The organism is Bradyrhizobium sp. 164 (assembly GCF_023073715.1).
Taxonomy (GTDB): Bacteria; Pseudomonadota; Alphaproteobacteria; order Rhizobiales; family Xanthobacteraceae; genus Bradyrhizobium.
Window position 1 is genome coordinate 172,999 of sequence record NZ_JADPKA010000008.1, and the last position, 18,903, is coordinate 191,901.

The 18,903-nt window shown below is 64.5% G+C and carries 16 protein-coding genes and 1 tRNA gene; 3 read left to right on the forward strand and 14 right to left on the reverse strand.

Features of this window, described 5'->3' with window-relative positions; genetic code table 11:
* Positions 1 to 59 precede the first annotated feature (59 nt).
* Positions 60 to 356, reverse strand: a complete 297-nt coding sequence (locus tag IVB01_RS03925; protein WP_247281114.1) for a hypothetical protein — start codon at positions 354 to 356, stop codon at positions 60 to 62.
* 399 nt (positions 357 to 755) lie between these two features.
* On the opposite strand from IVB01_RS03925, the gene IVB01_RS35625 reads away from it, so the two are divergent.
* Positions 756 to 962, forward strand: a complete 207-nt coding sequence (locus IVB01_RS35625; protein WP_346015557.1) for a hypothetical protein — start codon at positions 756 to 758, stop codon at positions 960 to 962.
* A gap of 18 nt (positions 963 to 980) precedes the next feature.
* Positions 981 to 2,654, forward strand: a complete 1,674-nt coding sequence (locus IVB01_RS03930; RefSeq protein ID WP_247281115.1) for a DNA polymerase/3'-5' exonuclease PolX — start codon at positions 981 to 983, stop codon at positions 2,652 to 2,654.
* Between the two features lie 685 nt (positions 2,655 to 3,339).
* On the opposite strand, the gene IVB01_RS03935 is transcribed toward IVB01_RS03930, so the two are convergent.
* Positions 3,340 to 3,429 (reverse strand) — tRNA-Ser (locus IVB01_RS03935).
* 489 nt (positions 3,430 to 3,918) lie between these two features.
* Here IVB01_RS03935 and IVB01_RS03940 point away from each other — a divergent pair.
* Positions 3,919 to 4,152, forward strand: coding sequence for a hypothetical protein (locus IVB01_RS03940; RefSeq protein ID WP_247281116.1), 234 nt, complete (start codon positions 3,919 to 3,921; stop codon positions 4,150 to 4,152).
* Between the two features lie 730 nt (positions 4,153 to 4,882).
* On the opposite strand, the gene IVB01_RS03945 is transcribed toward IVB01_RS03940, so the two are convergent.
* The 12 genes from IVB01_RS03945 to IVB01_RS04000 form a co-directional block, all read right to left on the reverse strand.
* The gene (locus IVB01_RS03945) at positions 4,883 to 5,206 is read right to left on the reverse strand and encodes a hypothetical protein (RefSeq protein WP_247281134.1); all 324 of its coding nucleotides are present in this window, start codon (positions 5,204 to 5,206) and stop codon (positions 4,883 to 4,885) included.
* Between the two features lie 245 nt (positions 5,207 to 5,451).
* Positions 5,452 to 5,769, reverse strand: coding sequence for a hypothetical protein (locus IVB01_RS03950; protein WP_247281117.1), 318 nt, complete (start codon positions 5,767 to 5,769; stop codon positions 5,452 to 5,454).
* A gap of 386 nt (positions 5,770 to 6,155) precedes the next feature.
* On the reverse strand, positions 6,156 to 8,006 hold the full coding sequence (gene ilvD / locus IVB01_RS03955; protein WP_247281118.1) for a dihydroxy-acid dehydratase: 1,851 nt from the start codon (positions 8,004 to 8,006) through the stop codon (positions 6,156 to 6,158).
* 214 nt (positions 8,007 to 8,220) lie between these two features.
* Positions 8,221 to 9,144, reverse strand: coding sequence for an ABC transporter permease (locus IVB01_RS03960; protein ID WP_247281119.1), 924 nt, complete (start codon positions 9,142 to 9,144; stop codon positions 8,221 to 8,223).
* Positions 9,141 to 10,070, reverse strand: a complete 930-nt coding sequence (locus tag IVB01_RS03965; protein WP_247281120.1) for an ABC transporter permease — start codon at positions 10,068 to 10,070, stop codon at positions 9,141 to 9,143. The genes IVB01_RS03960 and IVB01_RS03965 overlap by 4 nt, the downstream gene beginning before the upstream one ends.
* Positions 10,070 to 11,056, reverse strand: coding sequence for an ABC transporter ATP-binding protein (locus IVB01_RS03970; protein WP_247281121.1), 987 nt, complete (start codon positions 11,054 to 11,056; stop codon positions 10,070 to 10,072). Before IVB01_RS03970 ends, IVB01_RS03965 begins: the two co-directional genes overlap by 1 nt.
* Positions 11,053 to 12,036: an ABC transporter ATP-binding protein gene (locus tag IVB01_RS03975; protein WP_247281122.1), complete on the reverse strand. Its 984-nt coding sequence runs from the start codon at positions 12,034 to 12,036 to the stop codon at positions 11,053 to 11,055. The genes IVB01_RS03970 and IVB01_RS03975 overlap by 4 nt, the downstream gene beginning before the upstream one ends.
* Position 12,037: 1 nt before the next feature.
* Positions 12,038 to 13,675 (reverse strand): ABC transporter substrate-binding protein, encoded by a 1,638-nt coding sequence (locus IVB01_RS03980; RefSeq protein WP_247460706.1) that lies wholly within the window; start codon positions 13,673 to 13,675, stop codon positions 12,038 to 12,040.
* A gap of 28 nt (positions 13,676 to 13,703) precedes the next feature.
* A complete protein-coding gene (locus IVB01_RS03985) occupies positions 13,704 to 14,519 on the reverse strand; it encodes a sugar phosphate isomerase/epimerase family protein (RefSeq protein WP_247281124.1) in 816 nt (271 codons plus the stop codon).
* 544 nt (positions 14,520 to 15,063) lie between these two features.
* Positions 15,064 to 16,329 carry a DUF1236 domain-containing protein gene (locus IVB01_RS03990; RefSeq protein WP_247275623.1) on the reverse strand — a complete coding sequence of 422 codons (1,266 nt, stop codon included), beginning with the start codon at positions 16,327 to 16,329 and terminating at the stop codon, positions 15,064 to 15,066.
* 92 nt (positions 16,330 to 16,421) lie between these two features.
* Positions 16,422 to 16,799, reverse strand: a complete 378-nt coding sequence (locus IVB01_RS03995) for a GrlR family regulatory protein (RefSeq protein ID WP_247275624.1) — start codon at positions 16,797 to 16,799, stop codon at positions 16,422 to 16,424.
* Positions 16,800 to 16,834: 35 nt separating this feature from the next.
* Positions 16,835 to 18,868, reverse strand: a complete 2,034-nt coding sequence (locus IVB01_RS04000) for an NAD(+) synthase (RefSeq protein WP_247494254.1) — start codon at positions 18,866 to 18,868, stop codon at positions 16,835 to 16,837.
* Positions 18,869 to 18,903 lie beyond the last annotated feature (35 nt).

The following is an 18,903-nucleotide window of genomic DNA, read 5'->3' on the forward strand; positions in this document are numbered from 1 at the left end:
CTACGCTTCGGTGTGAGAATGCCGAACCACAGAGCTTACGCGGCACAAGCGCACTTGCGTTATTTGGTTCGGACAGTCTTTGCGCCGGCGCCCCTCAAGACGTCTGCGATCTTTTCAGGGGCATCGCCGTGGAAATCCACGGAGACCTCGATCAGACCTTCCAACTTCTGGTGACCTTCCGGCGCGGGCGCGGATTTGACGTCAGCACCGGCCGGATGTGTCCCCGCCGTGTTCGCGCCGCCGGCCGGTTGGACGAAGACGTCGCTTCGGGATACGCCGCATTCCTGGACGACGTGCTCAATGGCAAGCTCGGCGCTGCGGCGAGTGTCGAATTCTCCGATGATTGTGCTTTCCAAGACATCTCTCCGTAGGTGGACGAGAGTGCGTACAACAGGCCAGCACTGGCCAAGTTCCAGATGCTGGCGACCTGCATCTCAAATGCGTGGAGGGTGAATCTGGACCACGCGCCGGGGGTTCAGAACCGGACTATCCCGAGCAGGAAGAGGAGCGCGAGAGTGATCAAGCCGGAGATCAGCAACGAGCCGAGACACCCGAGCCGGTTCGAGAAAAAGAAGAACATGCCTGGCCCGCTGTGAAGCTTCCTGCCAGGCTAATTTTTCAAGTTCGACAGCGTTCCGGATGCGCTCTCGTTCGTCCTGATTGTCGAGCGGCTCCCATCTACAGACGGCGATGGGACTGGTGCTTCTAGAAGCGACGGATAAGAACCAATCTTTGAGCGAGACGTTGAATCCACGATGTCCGACGCTTTTGACTATTTCCGAGCGCACGCGGTTCGAGCCCTTTGCAAGGCCCGGACGATGCCCCGCGGGCGAATGAAGCATCTCCAAATCATGGTAGCCCGGATCTACCACCTGCTCACCAAGGAGGCCGCGTACGGGCCAAACCTGCAGCATCTGGACGACTTCCGGGCAGCCCAAAAGCTTGAGAGGTCAATCGATTGAAGGCCTGGAGCGAGGTGAGTGGCGGTCGCTGACACCCCAAGGGTGACTGAACTCCTGAGGGAATACGCGCAGCGAACGGCGCTGCGTGGAGGCAACCCCTATCGTGCGAAGGCGTATGCCAACGCCGCCGATAATCTTGCCGCGCTCGTCGTCCCGCTCCACGTGCTGATCGAGGAAGACCGCCTCACCGAGATTCCCGGGGTCGGCGAAGCCATCGCGGACATTATCACCAAGCTGTATCGCACGGGGACTCATCCGAGCCTTGAGAAGCTGCGCAAGGAAATTCCCGCGGGGGTCCTGGAACTGCTGACGGTGCCGGGCTTAAGGCCTGAGAAGGTGCTCAAGCTCTACAAGGATCTCGGGATCACCTCCCTGTCCGAATTGGAAACGGCAGCCGAGCAAGACCGCATCAAGAAGGCCAAGGGGCTTGGGGCCGCGCTGCAGACCAAGATCGTGGAGAACCTTGCGATCGCCAAAAGCGGCAAGGGTCGCCTGCACCTGCATCGCGCCGCGGCCCTGCTCGAGCATGCAACGGACTCGCTGCGGAAAGCGCGGCCCGAGCTCAGACGGCTCACGATCGCCGGCGACTTCAGGCGCGGTTGCGAACTCGTCGCCGACTTCGCGATCGTCGCCGAGGCCGCCGGGAGCGGCAGCGTTATCGAATCAGGCGGGCTGCAAGTCCACCTCGCCGATCGCAAGCATTTTGGCGCCGCCCTGCTCCACGCGACAGGCTCACCTGTTCATCTGGATCAGCTTCGGGCGCTCGCGGACAAGAAAGGAATGCGCCTCGAGCCGGACGGGCTGCACAAGGGGCGGAGCGTTGTCGCAGAGACCGAGGAAGACATCTACCGGGCGCTCGGCCTTCCCTTCATCGCGCCCGAACTGCGCGAGGGCCGCGGCGAGATCGAGCGGGCGCTGAAGAAAAAGCTGCCGAGGCTCGTCACCGACCAGGACCTGCGCGGCATCCTGCACTGCCACACCGACGCCTCGGATGGGACTGAGACGCTCGAGAGCATGGCCAAGGCCACGCTGAAGCGCGGCTTCGAATATTTCGGTGTCGCCGACCACTCGCAGTCGGCGCACTACGCCGGGGGTCTCTCGCTCGAGCAGATCAAGGAGCAGCATCGGCAGGCCGAGCGGCTCAATAGAAAGTTTGGCAAGGACTTTCGGATCCTGAGGGGCATTGAGTCCGACATCCTGGCGGACGGATCGCTGGACTATCCGGACGAGGTGCTCGACGGCTTCGATTTCGTGGTCGCCAGCATCCACGGGCGTTTCAGGCTGGATCGGAAGGCACAGACCGAACGCCTGCTGCGGGCTGTCGCCAATCCCTACACCACCATCGTCGGCCACATGACCGGCCGCCAGCTTCAGCGCCGTCCAGGCTACGAGATCGATGTCGAGAAGGTGCTGCGCGCCTGCGCCAAGCACGACGTCGCAATCGAGATCAACGCTCATCCCTGGCGGCTCGATCTGGACTGGCGCTGGCATCAGGCTGCGCTCGAATATGGCTGCATGTTGAGCATCAATCCGGACGCGCACTCGATCGCCGAGCTCGATCACATGCATTGGGGCGTCGAGATGGCGCGAAAAGGCGGCGTCCCCGCAGAGCGGGTGCTGAACGCAATGCCGCTCGCCGATATCGAGCGATACCTGCGCCACAGGCGTCGCTCGTTTGCACGTGCAGCTTGAGACACCTGGTCCTTCAACGAAGGCTCGCCGGTCCAGGCGCAGCCGTTTGCGCGAGAAAGAACGACCCCAGGCCTGGATCAAGGACCCAGGGCTGGGGCCGCTCGGGCTACGGTTAGATAGCCTGATGCGCCTAAGCGCATGCGGATCAAAGTACGTGGGCCGCAAGCGTTCCTATTTTGCAACGGCCTCCACCGGAGCTAAAGCGCAATGCGATTGGCAATAATCGTCATCGCGCTTGACGTTGTGTTTGAGCCTGATCTTTGCCGAAAACCGCTTCACACTTTTCCGGATCATGCTCAGGAACGCTTGCCGAGCTTTCGCGTCTTCTGAAAAATGAGACGTGCCCATGCCTCCAGCCACGCCCCCGAGCCGAACCCTGTTCCGCTGCCCCAAATGCCGCGAACCGCTCAGTCTGGCGGAGAAGCTATGGGACATGAAGGCAGCCCGCTTCATCCGGGTGTATCAATGCCGGTGCGGTGAACTGCTCTGGGATGATCAATCGTCCGCGCAACACAGCTAAGGCACACCAGGCCCCCCTCGCCTGGAGTTGCTACCGATCTCGAGCGGCGCAGCGAGTCCGACAAGATTTCGTGTCGCTTCAACTCATCCGCGATTGCGCCCTCAATGTCGAGCTCAGCTGAGCGCGGTAACGAACCGCATCTAAGCGGTTGATTTTATTGGATTGTGGCGGAAGGGGTGGGATTCGAACCCACGGTACCCTTGCGGGCACGCCGGTTTTCAAGACCGGTGCCTTAAACCACTCGGCCACCCTTCCAGACTGGAAATTGTTTAGCTTTTCGTCGCTTCGGTTCGCTTGTTTATGGCGGCTCGCATGGCAACGTCAACAGCCGCGGCCGCTTCGCCCTGCATGTTCGGCATCAGATGGTTCTCCATCGTGATCGCGATTTGAGGAATGGCCTAGCCGCTCCTGCACGATCTTGGGATGAATATTCGGCCAGCATATGGCTGACGTGGCTGTTGCTAACCGAATGCGTCTGATCGGCGCACCGTGGGTGCTCCACCGGTGGGCCCGGCATCGCGCCGACCGCCAGGGAAATCGCAGGCTAAGCCGCTGATGTGACTCCGCTTTGGTCCGAAATCCCGGCAGAGGATTCGCGACTCGGATCCTGGCCCGCCGGTTCACCCTCGCGGGGTCTTCACGACGCCTGTCAGCCTAATGAACGGTTAACGAAGAACCAATAGAATATTCCGCCGTTGACTTGTACCCCCACCCGAGACGAGGTGGGTTTAGGACATGCCGATAATGGCGGACCTCAAAAAAAGATTGGACAAACTCCGCGCCGATGCCGCGGATTTGGCCCTTATGAGCAGGCGGGCAAGCGATCCGCAAAAGCGCGAACTCTTCGGACGCTTGGCAGATGAGCTTGCAATAGAAGCTCTTGAACTCGAGCAGGTGGTGAAGCAACAAGGTAGGCAATCAGCTTCCAGCGACATGGACAGAGTTGTGAGCTTCCGGACGCGCCTGGAGAGGAACTGAGCACCATTGTCGAGATTCCCGGCTCGCAACGTGAGAGCGGACGAAGCGAGCAAAAATGATGAGTGAGCGAAGCAAGGCCAACTCGGCTGGCCTAGGAACGTGCCTAGCGATCAGCGTTCATTTTCCAGGCCGAAGCACAGACTGCTATTGCCCTGTGGTCTCTAGGCGCCCCTAGCGTTCGGCATGGCTGCGCTGGTTTCTTCTTCACTTGCTGAAGAGCGCCGCCTCGGTCGGCGGCCGCTCAATGGTCCCCCAGCGCGGCCGGTCGCAGGGGCCCGGTTGGTCGTATGGGGCCCGAAAGCTTCCCGAGCGGACCCTTTTCCCCTGACGAGATCGCCGCTCCTAGGAGCTTAATTCCTACCGACCATTTTCAGAGTAAATTTCAAGACCGGTGCCTTAAACTACTCGGCCACCCTTCCAAGCCTGGAACGGGTGTCGCTTAACGCGTCGACCGCGCAAGGCAACGCGAAGTTCGCACTCTCGCCTCAACCTCTTCAGCCCCGCCCTTTGTCAGGCGAGTGTCAGCCTGTTCCTCTAGCTTGGCGGCAGGTTCGGCGCCGCCACGCGCCGACGTCTCGGCAATCCCAGATACCGGCGACATCTCCCAGGGCGTTGCCGGTTGCGAGGTCCGGTTGGATTCGTCTCCATATCCGGGCCTCGCTTGCTGATGCGCAAAAGAAAGCGGCGCCCCGCAAGGAGCGCCGCGCGAGACTGTCTTCATTGCGTCAGCTCAGTACCCGCAGGACGCGCAGCCCATCTGCACGGGCGCGTAATACGAATAGCCCGGCGACACCATCTCGACGCGCTGGCGCGTGGCATATTGCGGGGGGATGCGCTCGTACTGGACGCTGGGCGGCGCCACCATCACGGTCTGCGGCACCATTACGGTGCGGTACTGCGCCGGCGTGCGATGCGCGACCACAGAACCGGGAGACACCATCACGGTTTCGTCGACAGCGCGGTATTGCGGCGCGACGTATTGCTGCTGGTAGCAGGTCGTGCACGGCGGCGGCGCATAGCAATTGTAGCAGCCGGCGGAGGCTGCGCCCATCATGGAAATCGCGGCGACGGCGGTAGAGAAAACGACGGCGAGAGTACGAGACATTGCGTGGTGCCCCAGTTGCCCGAAATGGATTTGCGAAGGTCGCTAGCAGTATACGACGCAAAATCCTGGGCTGCCGAACTTCGTCGGGGCATCCTTAATGCGAACAGCCAGTCGCAGCCGACAGGTAAGAACTCATTGACCACGCGCATCAACACGCGACGTGCGTTTGGCGTTCATCCGCCTCCGCTCGAGCTTCACCGCCTCGCTGCTCTTTCCAAAAACTCCAGCAGCGAGGGATCGGTCTCCTCGAATTCGACAAAGCGGCGGCGCAGTTCGTCTGCGACTTCTGCCGTGGCATCTCGCGACCATCCTTCCGCGGTATTGAAAGCCACGACACGTACCGGATGGAGATATTGCCCCTCGACGAGATTCCTGAGCAGGGTCGCCCGATTGGCGTCCTCCTCAGCCGTCTCACACCAGGCGCGGCCCAGCCGCCGGCCGAAATCATCGAGCACGAGATAGACGTCCCGGTCTGTCGCAATGTGCGGCACGAGCGATGGAGAGTGACTCATGGCTTACCCCGCTACTGGCAATCCGGACCGTTGCGGAGGATACGGCGTCCGCCCGGCCGGATTCGGAAAAATGGATTTCGGCTATTTTCTTAGGATGGCGCGATTAAATCACAAACAAAGTACAAATAAATAAAAATTAAATGGCAAAATGGGCGCAAAGACACTAAATTCACAGGGGCCTGGCGGGCGAGCCCGCACGTTGGGCGCCCACTTCGCAAAACGGCTCCCGCCTCCACCCCCAAAAGCCCACACCCCAGGAGGCGGGGCCGTTTCTTTTGCGACCGCTTGTCCCGGCTCTGTCCTGCAACAGTGCGCCCGCCCGCTCGCGCGGAGACCGCGGGTCATTCCGGAAGAATCCGCCCAGCCTGTGGCGCGTCGATCAGGCGCTATCTCGAACGCCGCTTCACCTCGCGCACGGCGCCGCGCGCGGCGCTGGTGGTGAGCGCGGCGTAAGCCTGCAGCGCGGTCGAGACATTGCGCTTGCGGTTCTGCGGCTGCCAGGCGGCATCGCCCTTCGCCTCCTCCGCGGCGCGGCGCTTGGCCAGCTCCTCGTCGGAGACCTCCAGGCTGATGCTGCGGTTGGGGATGTCGATGGCGATACGATCGCCGTCGCGCACGAGACCGATATTGCCGCCTTCGGCCGCTTCCGGCGACAGATGGCCGATCGACAGGCCGGACGAGCCGCCGGAGAAGCGGCCGTCGGTGACGAGCGCGCAGGCTTTGCCGAGGCCCATCGATTTCAGATAGCTGGTCGGATAGAGCATCTCCTGCATGCCGGGGCCGCCGCGCGGGCCCTCATAGCGCACGACGACGACGTCACCCGCGACGACCTTACCGCCCAGGATGCCCTCCACCGCTGCGTCCTGGCTTTCGAACACGCGCGCGGGGCCGGAGAATTTCAGGATCGAGGCGTCGACGCCGGCGGTCTTCACGATACAGCCGTCCTGCGCGAGATTGCCGTAAAGCACGGCGAGGCCGCCGTCCTTGCTGAAAGCGTGCTCGAGGTCGCGCACGACGCCCTTCTCGCGGTCGGCATCGAGCTCGTCGTAGCGGCGCTCCTGGCTGAAGGCGACCTGGGTCGGGATGCCGCCGGGCGAGGCCCGATAGAAGGTGCGCACCGCCTCGCTCTTGCTGCGCTTGATGTCCCAGCGCTCCAACGCATCGTTCATGGTCGGGGCGTGCACGGTCGAGACCGAGGTGTCGATCAGCCCGGCGCGGTCGAGCTCGCCGAGAATGCCCATGATGCCGCCGGCGCGGTGCACGTCCTCGACATGCACGTCGGCGACGGATGGTGCGACCTTGCACAGCACGGGCACACGACGCGAGAGCCGGTCGATGTCGCGCATGGTAAACTCGACCTGCCCTTCATGGGCAGCGGCGAGCAGATGCAGCACGGTGTTGGTCGAGCCGCCCATCGCGATGTCGAGAGTCATGGCGTTCTCGAACGCCCTAGAGTTGGCGATGTTGCGCGGCAGCACGCTGGCATCGTCCTGCTCGTAATAGCGGCGGACGAGGTCGACGATGGTGTGGCCGGCTTCGACGAACAGGCGCCTGCGGTCGGCGTGGGTTGCGACCACCGAACCGTTGCCGGGCAGCGCGAGGCCAAGCGCCTCGGTCAGGCAGTTCATGGAATTGGCGGTGAACATGCCCGAGCAGGAGCCGCAGGTCGGGCACGCCGAGCGCTCGATCACCTTGACGTCCTCATCGCTGACCTTGGAATCGGCCGCGGCCACCATGGCATCAATGAGGTCGACGGCTTTGGTCTTGCCCTGAAGCTTGACCTTGCCGGCCTCCATCGGTCCGCCCGAGACGAACACGGCGGGGATGTTGAGCCGCAGCGCGGCCATCAGCATGCCGGGCGTGATCTTGTCGCAATTGGAGATGCAGACGAGACCGTCGGCGCAATGCGCGTTGGCCATGTACTCGACGCTGTCGGCGATCAATTCGCGCGACGGCAGGCTGTAGAGCATGCCGTCATGACCCATGGCGATGCCGTCATCGACCGCGATGGTGTTGAACTCCTTGGCGACGCCGCCGGCCTGCTCGATCTCGCGGGCCACGAGCTGGCCGAGGTCCTTCAGATGGACGTGGCCGGGCACGAATTGGGTGAAGGAGTTGACGACGGCGATGATCGGCTTGCCGAAATCGGCATCCTTCATGCCCGTCGCGCGCCAGAGGCCGCGGGCGCCCGCCATGTTGCGGCCGTGGGTGGTGGTGCGGGAGCGATAGGCTGGCATGGCGGTTTCCGTCCTCGGGTTGGCTTGGAGCCGGGCGGAAAAATGGAAGCCGCCTCAGAGCTTTCCGGCCGGATAGCGCACGCGGGGAACGCGCGCAACGGGAACTTGGTCCGGACAGGGCTCCCCTGCTCCCGGCGCGGCCTCTCGCGAACGTTCCCCAGCGCGAGGTTGTGCAAACGCCGCCTGCAGAACCGGGAGTCGAGAAGTCGAGGCCCTATTGCAAGGTCGGATCGAGCCGGTCGCGTAACCAGTCGCCGATCACAGAGACGGCCAACGTCGTGACCACGATCGTGGTGGCCGGCGCCAGCATGATCCAGGGCGCCCGGGTCAGGTATTCGCGGCCATAGCCGACCATGTTGCCGAGGCTGGTCATCGGCGGCTGCACGCCGAGGCCGAGGAACGACAGGCCGGATTCCATCAGGATCACCTCGGGAAAGACCAGCGTGGTCGAGACGATCAGGGTCGAGGCGATGTTGGGCAGGATGTGCCGGAGGTAGATCCGCGACGGCGCCGCCCCTAACTGGCGGACGGCGGCGGCATACCCTTGCGCATTGGCGGAGATGGCGAGGCCCCGCGCGATGCGGGCGTAGCGCTCCCAGCCGAACAGTCCCATCAGAGCGATGAGCAGCGGCAGCGAATTGCCGAAGAAGGCGAGCACCGCGAGCGCCATGATCAGGAAGGGCATGCTGGCCTGGAAGTCGGTCAGCATCAGCACGAGCTGTTCGATGGCCCCGCGGAAATGCGCGGCGAGGAAGCCGAGCGTGGTGCCGACCAGCGCCGAGATCGCGGTGGCGCCGAACGCGATCAGCAGTGAGATGCGGATGGAGACGAGGAGCCGCGACAGCACGTCGCGGCCGAGCTCGTCGGTACCGAGCCAATGCGCGGCATTGCCGGGAGCCGCCAGGCGATTGCGCAGGTCGAGCTGGGTGAAGCCGTAGGGCGCGATCTTCTCGGCGAACGCGGCGATCAGCAGCATGGCGATGATCCAGGTGATCGCGAGCGCGACCGAGACCGGGATCGCCGCCAGGCTGATGCGGCGGCGGAGGCTAGATTCTAGTTTTGACGCGTTTCTTTTGCGCGAACCGGAATCCACTTCGCTTGAAAACGCTTTGGCATCCTTCAGCGTCGCGTCGGTCATGCATGCGCCCCTTTGGCGCGCAGGCGCGGATCGAGGAAGCCGTAGAGGAAGTCGACGACCAGATTGGACGTCACCATGGTCATCGCGACCAGCAGCAAGATGCATTGCACCACGGCGAGGTCGCGGTTGGCGACGGCGACCACGAGCAGGCGCCCTACTCCCGGCCAGGCAAACACGCTCTCTACGACGACCGCGCCGGCGATCAGCGTTCCCACCATGAAGCCCAGAATGGTGACCGTCGGGATCGCGGCGTTCGGCAGCGCATGCGACGTCACCACCTGGCGCCAGGACACGCCCTTGGCGGAAGCCGTGCGAATATAGGGCTGGCCCAGCACCTCCAGCATCGCGCTGCGGGTGAAGCGCGCCAGCACCGCGGCGCCACCGAGGCCGAGCGTCGCAATGGGCAGGATCGCGTGCCGCCAGCTCTCCTGGCCGCCCGATGGCAGCCAGCCGAGCTGAACCGCGAATACCAACACCAGCACCAGCGCGAGCACGAAGCTCGGGACGGTGAAGCCGGCGACCGCCGTCATCATCACGGCGCGGTCGATTCCCGAGCCGCGATGCAGCGCGGCGTAGATCCCTGCGGGAATGCCGAGCGCGACCTTGAAGAAGAACGCCGGCAGGGTCAGCGCCAGCGTCGCCGGGATGCGTTCCAGCACCAGCTCGATCGCGGGCCGGCCGTCGCGCATGGAGCGGCCAAGCTCGCCCTTGGCGATGGCGCCAAAATAATCGAAGTACTGGGCCCAGATCGGATCATCGAGACTCCACGCCTTGCGGAATGCTGCGAGCACCTCCGGCGGCGCCTCCGGTCCCAAAATCATCAGCGCGGGATCGCCCGACAGACGCAGCACGACGAAGGCGAAGGTGACGACGAGGACGATCGTCAGAGCCGCGCGGCCGAGCCGGATGGCGAAAAAGTGGCCCATCACGCCGCGTCCCGCGTTTCGGCACCCGTGACCAGGTGGCAGGCGACTTGCCTGTTGCCGCCGATGCTTGAGAGTGCCGGCACCTCGCTTGCACAGCGCGCGATGGCGCGCGGGCAGCGCGGATGGAAAGTACAGCCTTGAGGGCGCGCCGCCGGGTTCGGCGGATCGCCAGCGAGCACGATGCGGCCCGCGCTGCGGCGGCCCGGTGCGGGCGAGGCCGAGACCAGCGCCTGCGTGTACGGATGCTCGGGCCGCGCAAACAGATCATCGGCGCTGCCGATCTCGACGATGCGGCCAAGATACATCACGGCAACGACATTGCTGATCTGCCTGACGACGCGGAGATCATGGCTGATGAACAGCAGCGTCAGCGACAGCTCGGCCTGGAGATCGGCGAGCAGGTTCACCACCTGCGCCTGGATCGAGACATCGAGCGCGCTGACCGGCTCGTCGCAGACCAGGAAATCCGGCTTGGTCGCCAGCGCCCGCGCGAGCACGATGCGCTGGCGTTGGCCGCCGGACAGCGCGCCCGGATAGCGCGCGCCATGTGCCGGCGTCAGCTCAACCGCGCGCAGCAATTCGCGAACGCGGTCTTCGCGCTCGGCGGGCATGCCGAGATCGTGGATGTCCAGGGGCTCGCGAATTTGCGCGGCGACTGGCAGCCGCCGATCCAGCGCGCCCAGCGGATCCTGGAAGATCATCTGCATGCGTGCGCGCTGGGCGCGCCATGCAGCCGTTCCCAGCGGGGCCATCGGCTTGCCATCGAACCGCACCTCACCGCTGTCGGACGGCTCGAAGCCGAGCACGATGCGGCCCGTGGTCGATTTGCCCGAGCCGGACTCGCCGACCAAGCCCAGCGTCTCGCCCTTGGGAATGCTCAGCGACACGCCGTCGACAGCGTGAACGACGGTGCTGCGGCCGAACATTCCGGAGCGCATCGCGTAGCTGCGCGAAATCGCGGACACCTGGACGAACGGCGCGCTCATTCGGCGGCGATCCCGAGCAGCGCCCGGCGCGAAGCCTCGGCGCGGATGCAGGCGACGTTGCGGTCATGCGCGATCGGGGCCAGGCTCGGCGCGACAAGTCCGCAAGCTTCACTCGCCAGCGTGCAGCGTGGCGCGAAGGCGCAACCCTCAGGCATCCGCGCGGGATCGGGCACGGTGCCGGGAATGGCCGTCAGGCGCCGGCGCGCTCCATCGAGCGGCGGCAGCGCACCGATCAGGCCTTGCGCGTAAGGGTGCACGGGATCGGCGAAGAGCTGGTTGCTGGGTGCCTCCTCGACGATGCGGCCGGCATACATCACGGCGACACGATCGCAGTTCTCGGCGACGACCCCGAGATCGTGGCTGATCAGGACCATGGCCATGCCCATCTCGCGACGGACCGAGGAGAGCAGCTCCAGGATCTGGGCCTGAATGGTGGCATCGAGCGCGGTAGTCGGCTCGTCCGCGACCAGCAGGTCGGGATTTCCGGCGAGCGCCATTGCGATCATGATGCGCTGGACCTGGCCGCCGGAGAATTCGTGCGGATAGGCGGACAGCCGCCGGCCTGCGTCGGGAATCCCGACGAGATCGAGCAGCCGCCGCGCTTCCGCCTTCACCGCGTCGCCCGAGAGATCGCGATGCAACGCCAGCGCTTCGCAGAGCTGCCTGCGGATGGTCAGCACGGGGTTCAACGCGCTCGCCGGATCCTGGAAGATCATCGCGACCCGCCCGCCCCTGACATGGTCGAGGTCGGCCGCGGGCGCGCCGAGGATCTCGCGGTCGTCCAGCAGTACCGAGCCCGAGACCTTGGCATGGCGCGGCAGCAGGCCCAGGGCGGCAAGCCAGGTCACCGACTTGCCCGATCCGGACTCACCGACGAGCCCGAGGGCCTCGCCCTTCTGCAAGCTGACGTCGACGCCGCGCAGCACCTGCACGCCGTTGAAGGTGACGCGCAAGTTCCGGATGCTGACCAGCGGCGCCACGTCAGGCCTCGAAATTGCCGGCGCGGAAATCCATCGCGAAGGCGGGCGCTGCCTTCCACTTGATGGATTTCGGCTTGGCCGTGAAGGTCGCGTTCTGGTGTAGCACCGTATAGGCGGGGTCCTCGCGCTCGGCGATCTCCAGCATGCGGCGGAACGCCTTCTTGCGGGCTGGGCGATCGGTCGAGGTCTCCAGGAACTCCGATAGCTTGTTTAGCTCGACATTGGTCCACTCGCCGATCTGCTGCTGCTGGCCGTTCGGCCCGTGCTGGGCAACCAGCGACGACACCGGATCGTTGAAGGCGGCCGAGTTCGACCAGTCGCGCACCGCGCGGGTCGGCGCCCGCTCCATGATCTGGGACCAGTTCTCCTTGGTCTCGATCTGCACGTTGAGGCCGACCGACTTCCACATTTCGACCAGGATCTGCGCGGTCGCGACCTGGTTGGTGTAGTAATTGCTGAGCAGGCGATAGGGAATCGGATCGCCCTTGTAATTGGCCTGCTTCAACAGATCCTGCGCAAGCTTGGGATCATAGGCCGGCACGCTCCAGTCCGCGTTGAATATGTCGCCGTAGAATTCCCATTGCAGGCCCTTCGGCACGCGGGTGCGGCCGGCCCACAGGCTGTCGACGATGGCCTGGCGGTCGATTGCGTGAGTAAAGGCGCGCCTGACAAGCGGATTGGCGAGCTGGGCGTGGTTCTTGTCGAACACGGTCAGGCGATGATTGAGAATGGTGCCGCCCTGCACTTCGAACGCGGAATTCTTTTCGATGCCGGCGATCTGGTCCGGCGGGATGTCGCAGGCGAAGTGGTATTCGCCCGAGAGCAGGCCGTTGATGCGGCTCGCAACTTCCGGCACTTCGAGGAAGCGGATGCGCTTGAGCGGCGGGCGGCCGCCCCAATATTCGTCGTGCGCTTCCAGCACCAGCGACACGTCGGGCTTGAGCTCGACGACCTTGTAGGGACCGGTGGTGACGGGCTTGCGCGCCCAGTCGAGGTAGCTCGCGGCTTCTTCCCAGGCCCGGCGGTTCATGATGTCGGAGCCATAGCGCGACAGCCGGCCTTCGATGGTGACGTCGGGTGTGGCGTTGTAGAAGCGCACCGTGTACTTGTCCACGGCATCGACCCGGACGAGGTCCGGCCAGATGCGGCGGGCAACGGCCGGCACATCTGGCGGCAGCTCTTTGCCGGGACGCGGCGCCGGGATCTTCTCGAAAGCCTGGATGGTGGAGCGGCTCTTGGCTTCAGTCTCGCCGAACATGCGCTCGCGGCTGAAGGTGAAGACGACGTCTTCGGCAGTGAGCTCGTCGCCATTGTGGAATTTGACGCCCTGGCGCAGCTTCACTTCGACGGTCTGGTCGTCGATGCGGCGCCATTCGGTGGCAAGGCCGGGCACGGCCTCCAGGTTGCCGCGCCAGTTCTTGGAGATCAGGCCTTCCCAGATCGAGGAGAAGAACACGCGCTCGCCGACATTGGACTGCTCGCGCAGCACGTCGAGGACGTTCGAATTGGTCACCTTCTGCACGGCGATCGTGACCGACGGACGGTTGTCGCCTTGCGCGATGGCAAAGCGCGGCAAAAGGAGCGTGCTGGCGGCAGCGCCGCCGGATTTCAGAATGGTGCGACGGGTGAACTTGCTCATGATGTGACCCCTGCCCAGGATGATGCGATTATTCGGCCAGTCCGAGCGCAGCGAGATGGGCTGCGCCGGCGCGGACGTCGTCGTGGTTGCGAAGTTCGAGGATCAGCCGCGGGTTCGAGGTCAGCCGCCCAAGGGCGCGGAACACGGCGACCCACGGGATGTTGCCTTCGCCCGGCGCCCAGTGCCGGTCGGCAAAGCCGTCGGTATCCTGCAGGTGCACATGCGTCAGCATGTCGCCGGCGGTTTCGACGTAATAGTCGACCGGCGGTGCGCCGGTGGAGATGTGGGCGTAGTTGGCGTGCCCGGTGTCGAGCGAGACGCGGACCTTGCTGCTCTCCAGCGCCTTCGCAAGGCGGACGCGGTCGCGCGGATCCTTGTCCTCGATGTTCTCGATGACGATCTCGCAGCCGATGGTCTCGGCGCGCGCGATCACTTCGGCGAGCGTCGCCTTGACCCGCTCGACCAGATTGCCGCGGTTATCGGTGTAGAGATCAAGATTGTTGTGGTCCCAGGTGGTGAACGGCGAATAGATCACCATCTGGGTCGCGCCGAGGAACTCGGCTGCATCAAGACCCTGAAGCAGGCGTTTGGTGACGGCCTGGCGGATCATGGGATCGTGGCTGTCGATCTTGAAGCCCCAGAACGGGCCGTGAATGCCGAGCCGGCCCGTGTGGCCCGCAAGCATCTGCTTGATCTCGCCGGCAGTCGCGCGCCAGTCGCTATCGAGCAGATCCGCGCGGAAAAAATCCTGGATCTCGAGATCGCGCTGCCGTTCCAGAAGCCAGTCGCGATGCGCGGGGATCGACTTGATGGACAATGCGGCGCCCAGCACCGGCTTCGACATGGCTTGCTCCTTGGCCATCAGCGATGACGGGAACAGGGCTAGACCAGTTCAATGACAGGCCGGTGAAATGCGGGTTTCGCACCGCGGACCAGATGTGGACATCTGCTCGCATCGCATTCAGGCGGCAAGGATCGCGGCATGCGCGGACGAACGCGTCAATGTTCAAACGGCGCGGGCGTGTCCGTAGTGATCCGGAATGGAAGCCTAACCAACCTTCGCGTACATCGCGGGACATCGATCGGCGGCCACTTCCACGGGCATCACCCTCTGATCGCGCTACATGGGGTTGGGGGACCACATGGGGCGGGGGATTGAAGGCTGGGGCAAGGTGACGAGGTCCGGACTCCTAGGCACTCCGGACCTCGAAACTTTTCAGATTGAACGCGATGCGCGCCGTCCGGCTGTTCAGCCGGGCGGCGCGTTCTCGTTTCAGCGTCGTCGTTCGGCCCGGCGCCTAAAGCGCGATGAATCGTCATCGCGCTTCATGCGGCTGTTTAAGCATGATCTTTTCGGAAAACCGCTTCGCACTTTTCCGGATCATGCTTTAGCGCGTCTGCGGCTCGATTGTCACCGTGCAGTCGCCCTGCCCTTGCGACGCGACCACGATGTCACCCGCGGGAGCGCCGAGGGCAATCGGCGCGGACGATCCGCCGCCGGGCATCTGGACCGTCACGCTCAGCGAATCCGTGCGCGCAGTCGAGCCGACGGTTGACGGCTCTGCTTCGGCCACGTTCCCCGAGGCATCGCGCCGCATGATCCGGCAGTTCACATTGCTCCCGCCGGCGGCCGCCATGCTCTGGCCGGCGCTGCCGCCCATCTGTGCACGAGCCCGCGACGGATCCCGCGGAACCTGGCTGACGATGCGATGCGTGCGCGGCTCCACGATGACGACGTCGTCATCCGTCGCGAAATACTCATAGTCGCGATATTCCGGCTCGATCGACACGATCTCAGGCGGCAGCCGATGCAGACGGACGCGCGAAGGGATCGTCTCACCCACCCGGATCGCGATGCTCAGGTTGCGCTCTGGTGGCGCCAGGCGCGCGCGGCTTACCGTTTCAGAGATCCGCACCTGCCGTTCAGACGTCATGCTGGTCTGCTGATTAACCTGCGTGTTGGTCTGGGTGGTCTGATTGGCTTGATTGGTCTGCGTGCCCGTCGCCGGCGCAGTCTGTGCATTGTTGGTCGGCGCCGTCCGGTTCGTGTCGGTCGCGGTGGCCGGGCGGTTGTTCTGTTGCGCCGGCGGCTGTTGTTCGGCGGCGTTGCGCGGCGGCTGGGTCTGGTTGCGCTCGTTCTGGTTGGCCGCAGCCCCACTGCGCTCGTTCTGCTGGCCCGCGGGGCCGGCCTTGGATTTCTCGGACTCGGCAGTTGATTTCTGCGGCGCGGACTTGTCCTGCTTCGTCTCTGCGCTGCTCTTGCCGCTGTCGCGCCCAGGTTTGGCGGTCTCGGCCTCGCGATTGCGATCGCGCGAAGGTTCGCGAGATTCTTGTGCCTGATCCTTCGCCTTCGGTTGATCACGTTCGGCGGCTGTAGCTGGCTGGCGCTTGTCTTCGTTGGCCTCGCGCTTGGCCGCGCCGCCTTTCTCTTCGCGACCGGCTCCCTGGAGTCTCTCCTGGGCGCCCTGCGTGCGCTCCTGAACCCGCTCTTGAGCGCCTTGGGCCGCGCCCCCGCGCTGCGGCGCAGCGCCTTTGGCCGGTTCCTCGGTCCGTTTCGGCTCGTCTCTGCGCTCACCGGGCGCCTGGGCGTAGGCCAAGCCGGAGGCGAGCATCAGTCCGACGGCCGCAGTCGATAACATCAAGTGCTTGCGCATGGTCCCTCTCCTCGACAATTCACAGCAACAGACGCGAACGTTCTGCGGGTGCGAAGGTTCCTGCCAAGGAACGGGAGCAGATCACGCGGGGCTTACATCGCGTCCTTCAGCGTGAGGCGGGCCGTGAATGTCACGGTGGTCTTGCCGACCAGCGCCATGCCCTCGACCTCGGCGCCGCCGGCCGAGTAGTCGCCCGAGAAACCGCAGGTGACCTCCCTGCCGCCGAATGCGAGGGTCTTGCCGATGGCTTCGGTATGCTGATTGACGATCATGTCGCCGCGCCACTTGCCGTTCCGGAACGTGTAGCTGCCGGTGTAATAGAAATAGCTGTCGCCGCCCATGATGCGCCCGTCGCAGAGCACGACCACGCCCCTGGCTTGGCCGCGTTTGCCGTCGCGCATTTCGATGTCGAAGATGTAGAGGCCGTTGACGACCTTGGCTTCCTCACCCGCCCCCTCTCCGACTGGCATCCGATCGTCCCCTCAATGTCCATGCGCCGCGCCGATCAGTTCGGCACGTTCCGTTCAAGTTCCTCAAGCCATGCCGCTGCGCTCGCATCCGACGGGGCCCGCCAGTCGCCGCGCGGCGACAATGACCCACCCGCCGAAACCTTCGGTCCATTCGGCATCGCCGAGCGCTTGAACTGGCTGAAAGCGAAGAAGCGACGCAGGAATACCTCGAGCCAGCGCCGGATCTCGGGAAGATCGTAGGCCCTGCGCCGGTCGCTCGGGAAGGCCGGCGGCCATTCGCCCGTGGCGACGTCCTTCCAGGCGTGCTGCGCCATGAAGGCGATCTTGGAGGGACGCATGCCGAAGCGCAGCGTGTAGAACAGGTTGAAATCCTGCAGCTCGTAGGGCCCGACGGACGCTTCCGTGCTCTGCGGCTTCTCGCCAGGCTGCACCGGCACCAGCTCTGGAGAGATTTCGGCAGCGAGGATCGAGCCAAGCGTGCGGTTGACGTTGTCGCTGAACTGGTTCGATGAGATCACCCAGCGGATGAGATGCTGGATCAGCGTCTTCGGCACGCCGGCATTGACGTTGTAATGCGCCATCTGGTCGCCGACGCCATAGGTGCACCAGCCGAGCGCGAGTTCAGAGAGATCGCCCGTGCCGATGACGATGCCGCCGTGATGATTGGCGAGGCGGAACAGATAGTCCGTGCGCAGGCCCGCCTGCACATTCTCGAAGGTGACGTCGTAGACCTTCTGGCCCTTGCCAAAGGGGTGGCCGATATCCTTCAGCATCTGCGTGGCCGTGGTGCGGATGTCGAGCTCTTGCCAGCTCGTCTGCAACGCCTTCATCAGCGCCAGCGCGTGGGTCTTGCTCTCGCTGCCGGTGGCAAAGCCCGGCATGGTGTAAGCCAGGATGTTTTCGCGCGGCAGGCCGAGGAGATCGACTGCCTTGGCGGCGACGATCAGGGCGTGCGTGGAATCGAGCCCGCCGGAGACGCCGATCACGACGCGCTTGGTGCCGGTGGCACGCATCCGCTGAACGAGGCCGGCGACCTGGATGTTGTAGGCCTCATAGCAATCCTGCTCGAGCAGGCTCTCGTCGCTCGGCACGAACGGAAACCGCTCGACCTTGCGCAGGAAGCCGACGTCGGCGGCGGGCGGCTTCAGCGCGAATGTCACCTTGCGGAAAAACGCCTCTCGCTGGCGGCGATTGTCGTCGAACGTGCCCATCAGCGCGCGCTCCTGCCTGAGCAGGTCGAGATCGACGTCGGCCAGCGTAATCTGGCCGTCCTGGCGGAACCGCTCGCCCTCGGCCAGCAGCACGCCATTCTCGTAGATCGAGGTCTGGCCGTCCCAGGCCAGATCGGTGGTCGATTCCCCTGCTCCGGCGGCGGAATAGACGTAGGCTGCGAGGCATCGCGCCGATGTCGATTGGCACAGCAGCGCGCGCGAGCGCGCCCGGCCGATCGTGATCGGGCTGCCCGAGAGGTTGATCAGCACGCTGGCGCCCGCGAGCGCGAGCTCGGATGCCGGCGTCACCGGAATCCACATGTCCTCGCAGATCTCGACGCCGATGGTGAGGCCCGGAACGTCCTCGGCCGAGAACAGAAGGTCGACGCCGAACGGCGCATGCAGCCCGCCAAAGGAGATCGTCTCTCCGGCGATGCCCGCGCCGGAGGCGAAATGCCGTCCTTCGTAGAATTCGCGGTAGGTCGGCAGATAGCTCTTGGGCACAACGCCAAGCGCGGTGCCGCGATGGATGACGACCGCACAATTGTAGATGCGATGGCCAAAGCGCAGCGGTGCGCCGACGATCAGGACCGTCATCAGTGCCGCGGAGGCCTCGGCGATCGCAGCGAGCCCGCGCTCGACCGCATCGAGCAGCGGATCCTGCTTGACCAGGTCTTCGATCGCGTAGCCGGACAGGCACAGCTCGGGAAACACGGCAACCGCCACCGATTGTTCGTGGCAGGCATTGGCCGCCACCAGGACGGTCTTCGCATTGGCCGAGGGGTCGGCCACGCGGGAGGTGGTGACGCAGGCCCCTACGCGCGCAAATCCATGGGCATAGATCGAGTGGAAAGACATCAAGCGCTGTACCTTCAATCCTTGCAATCTCTTCA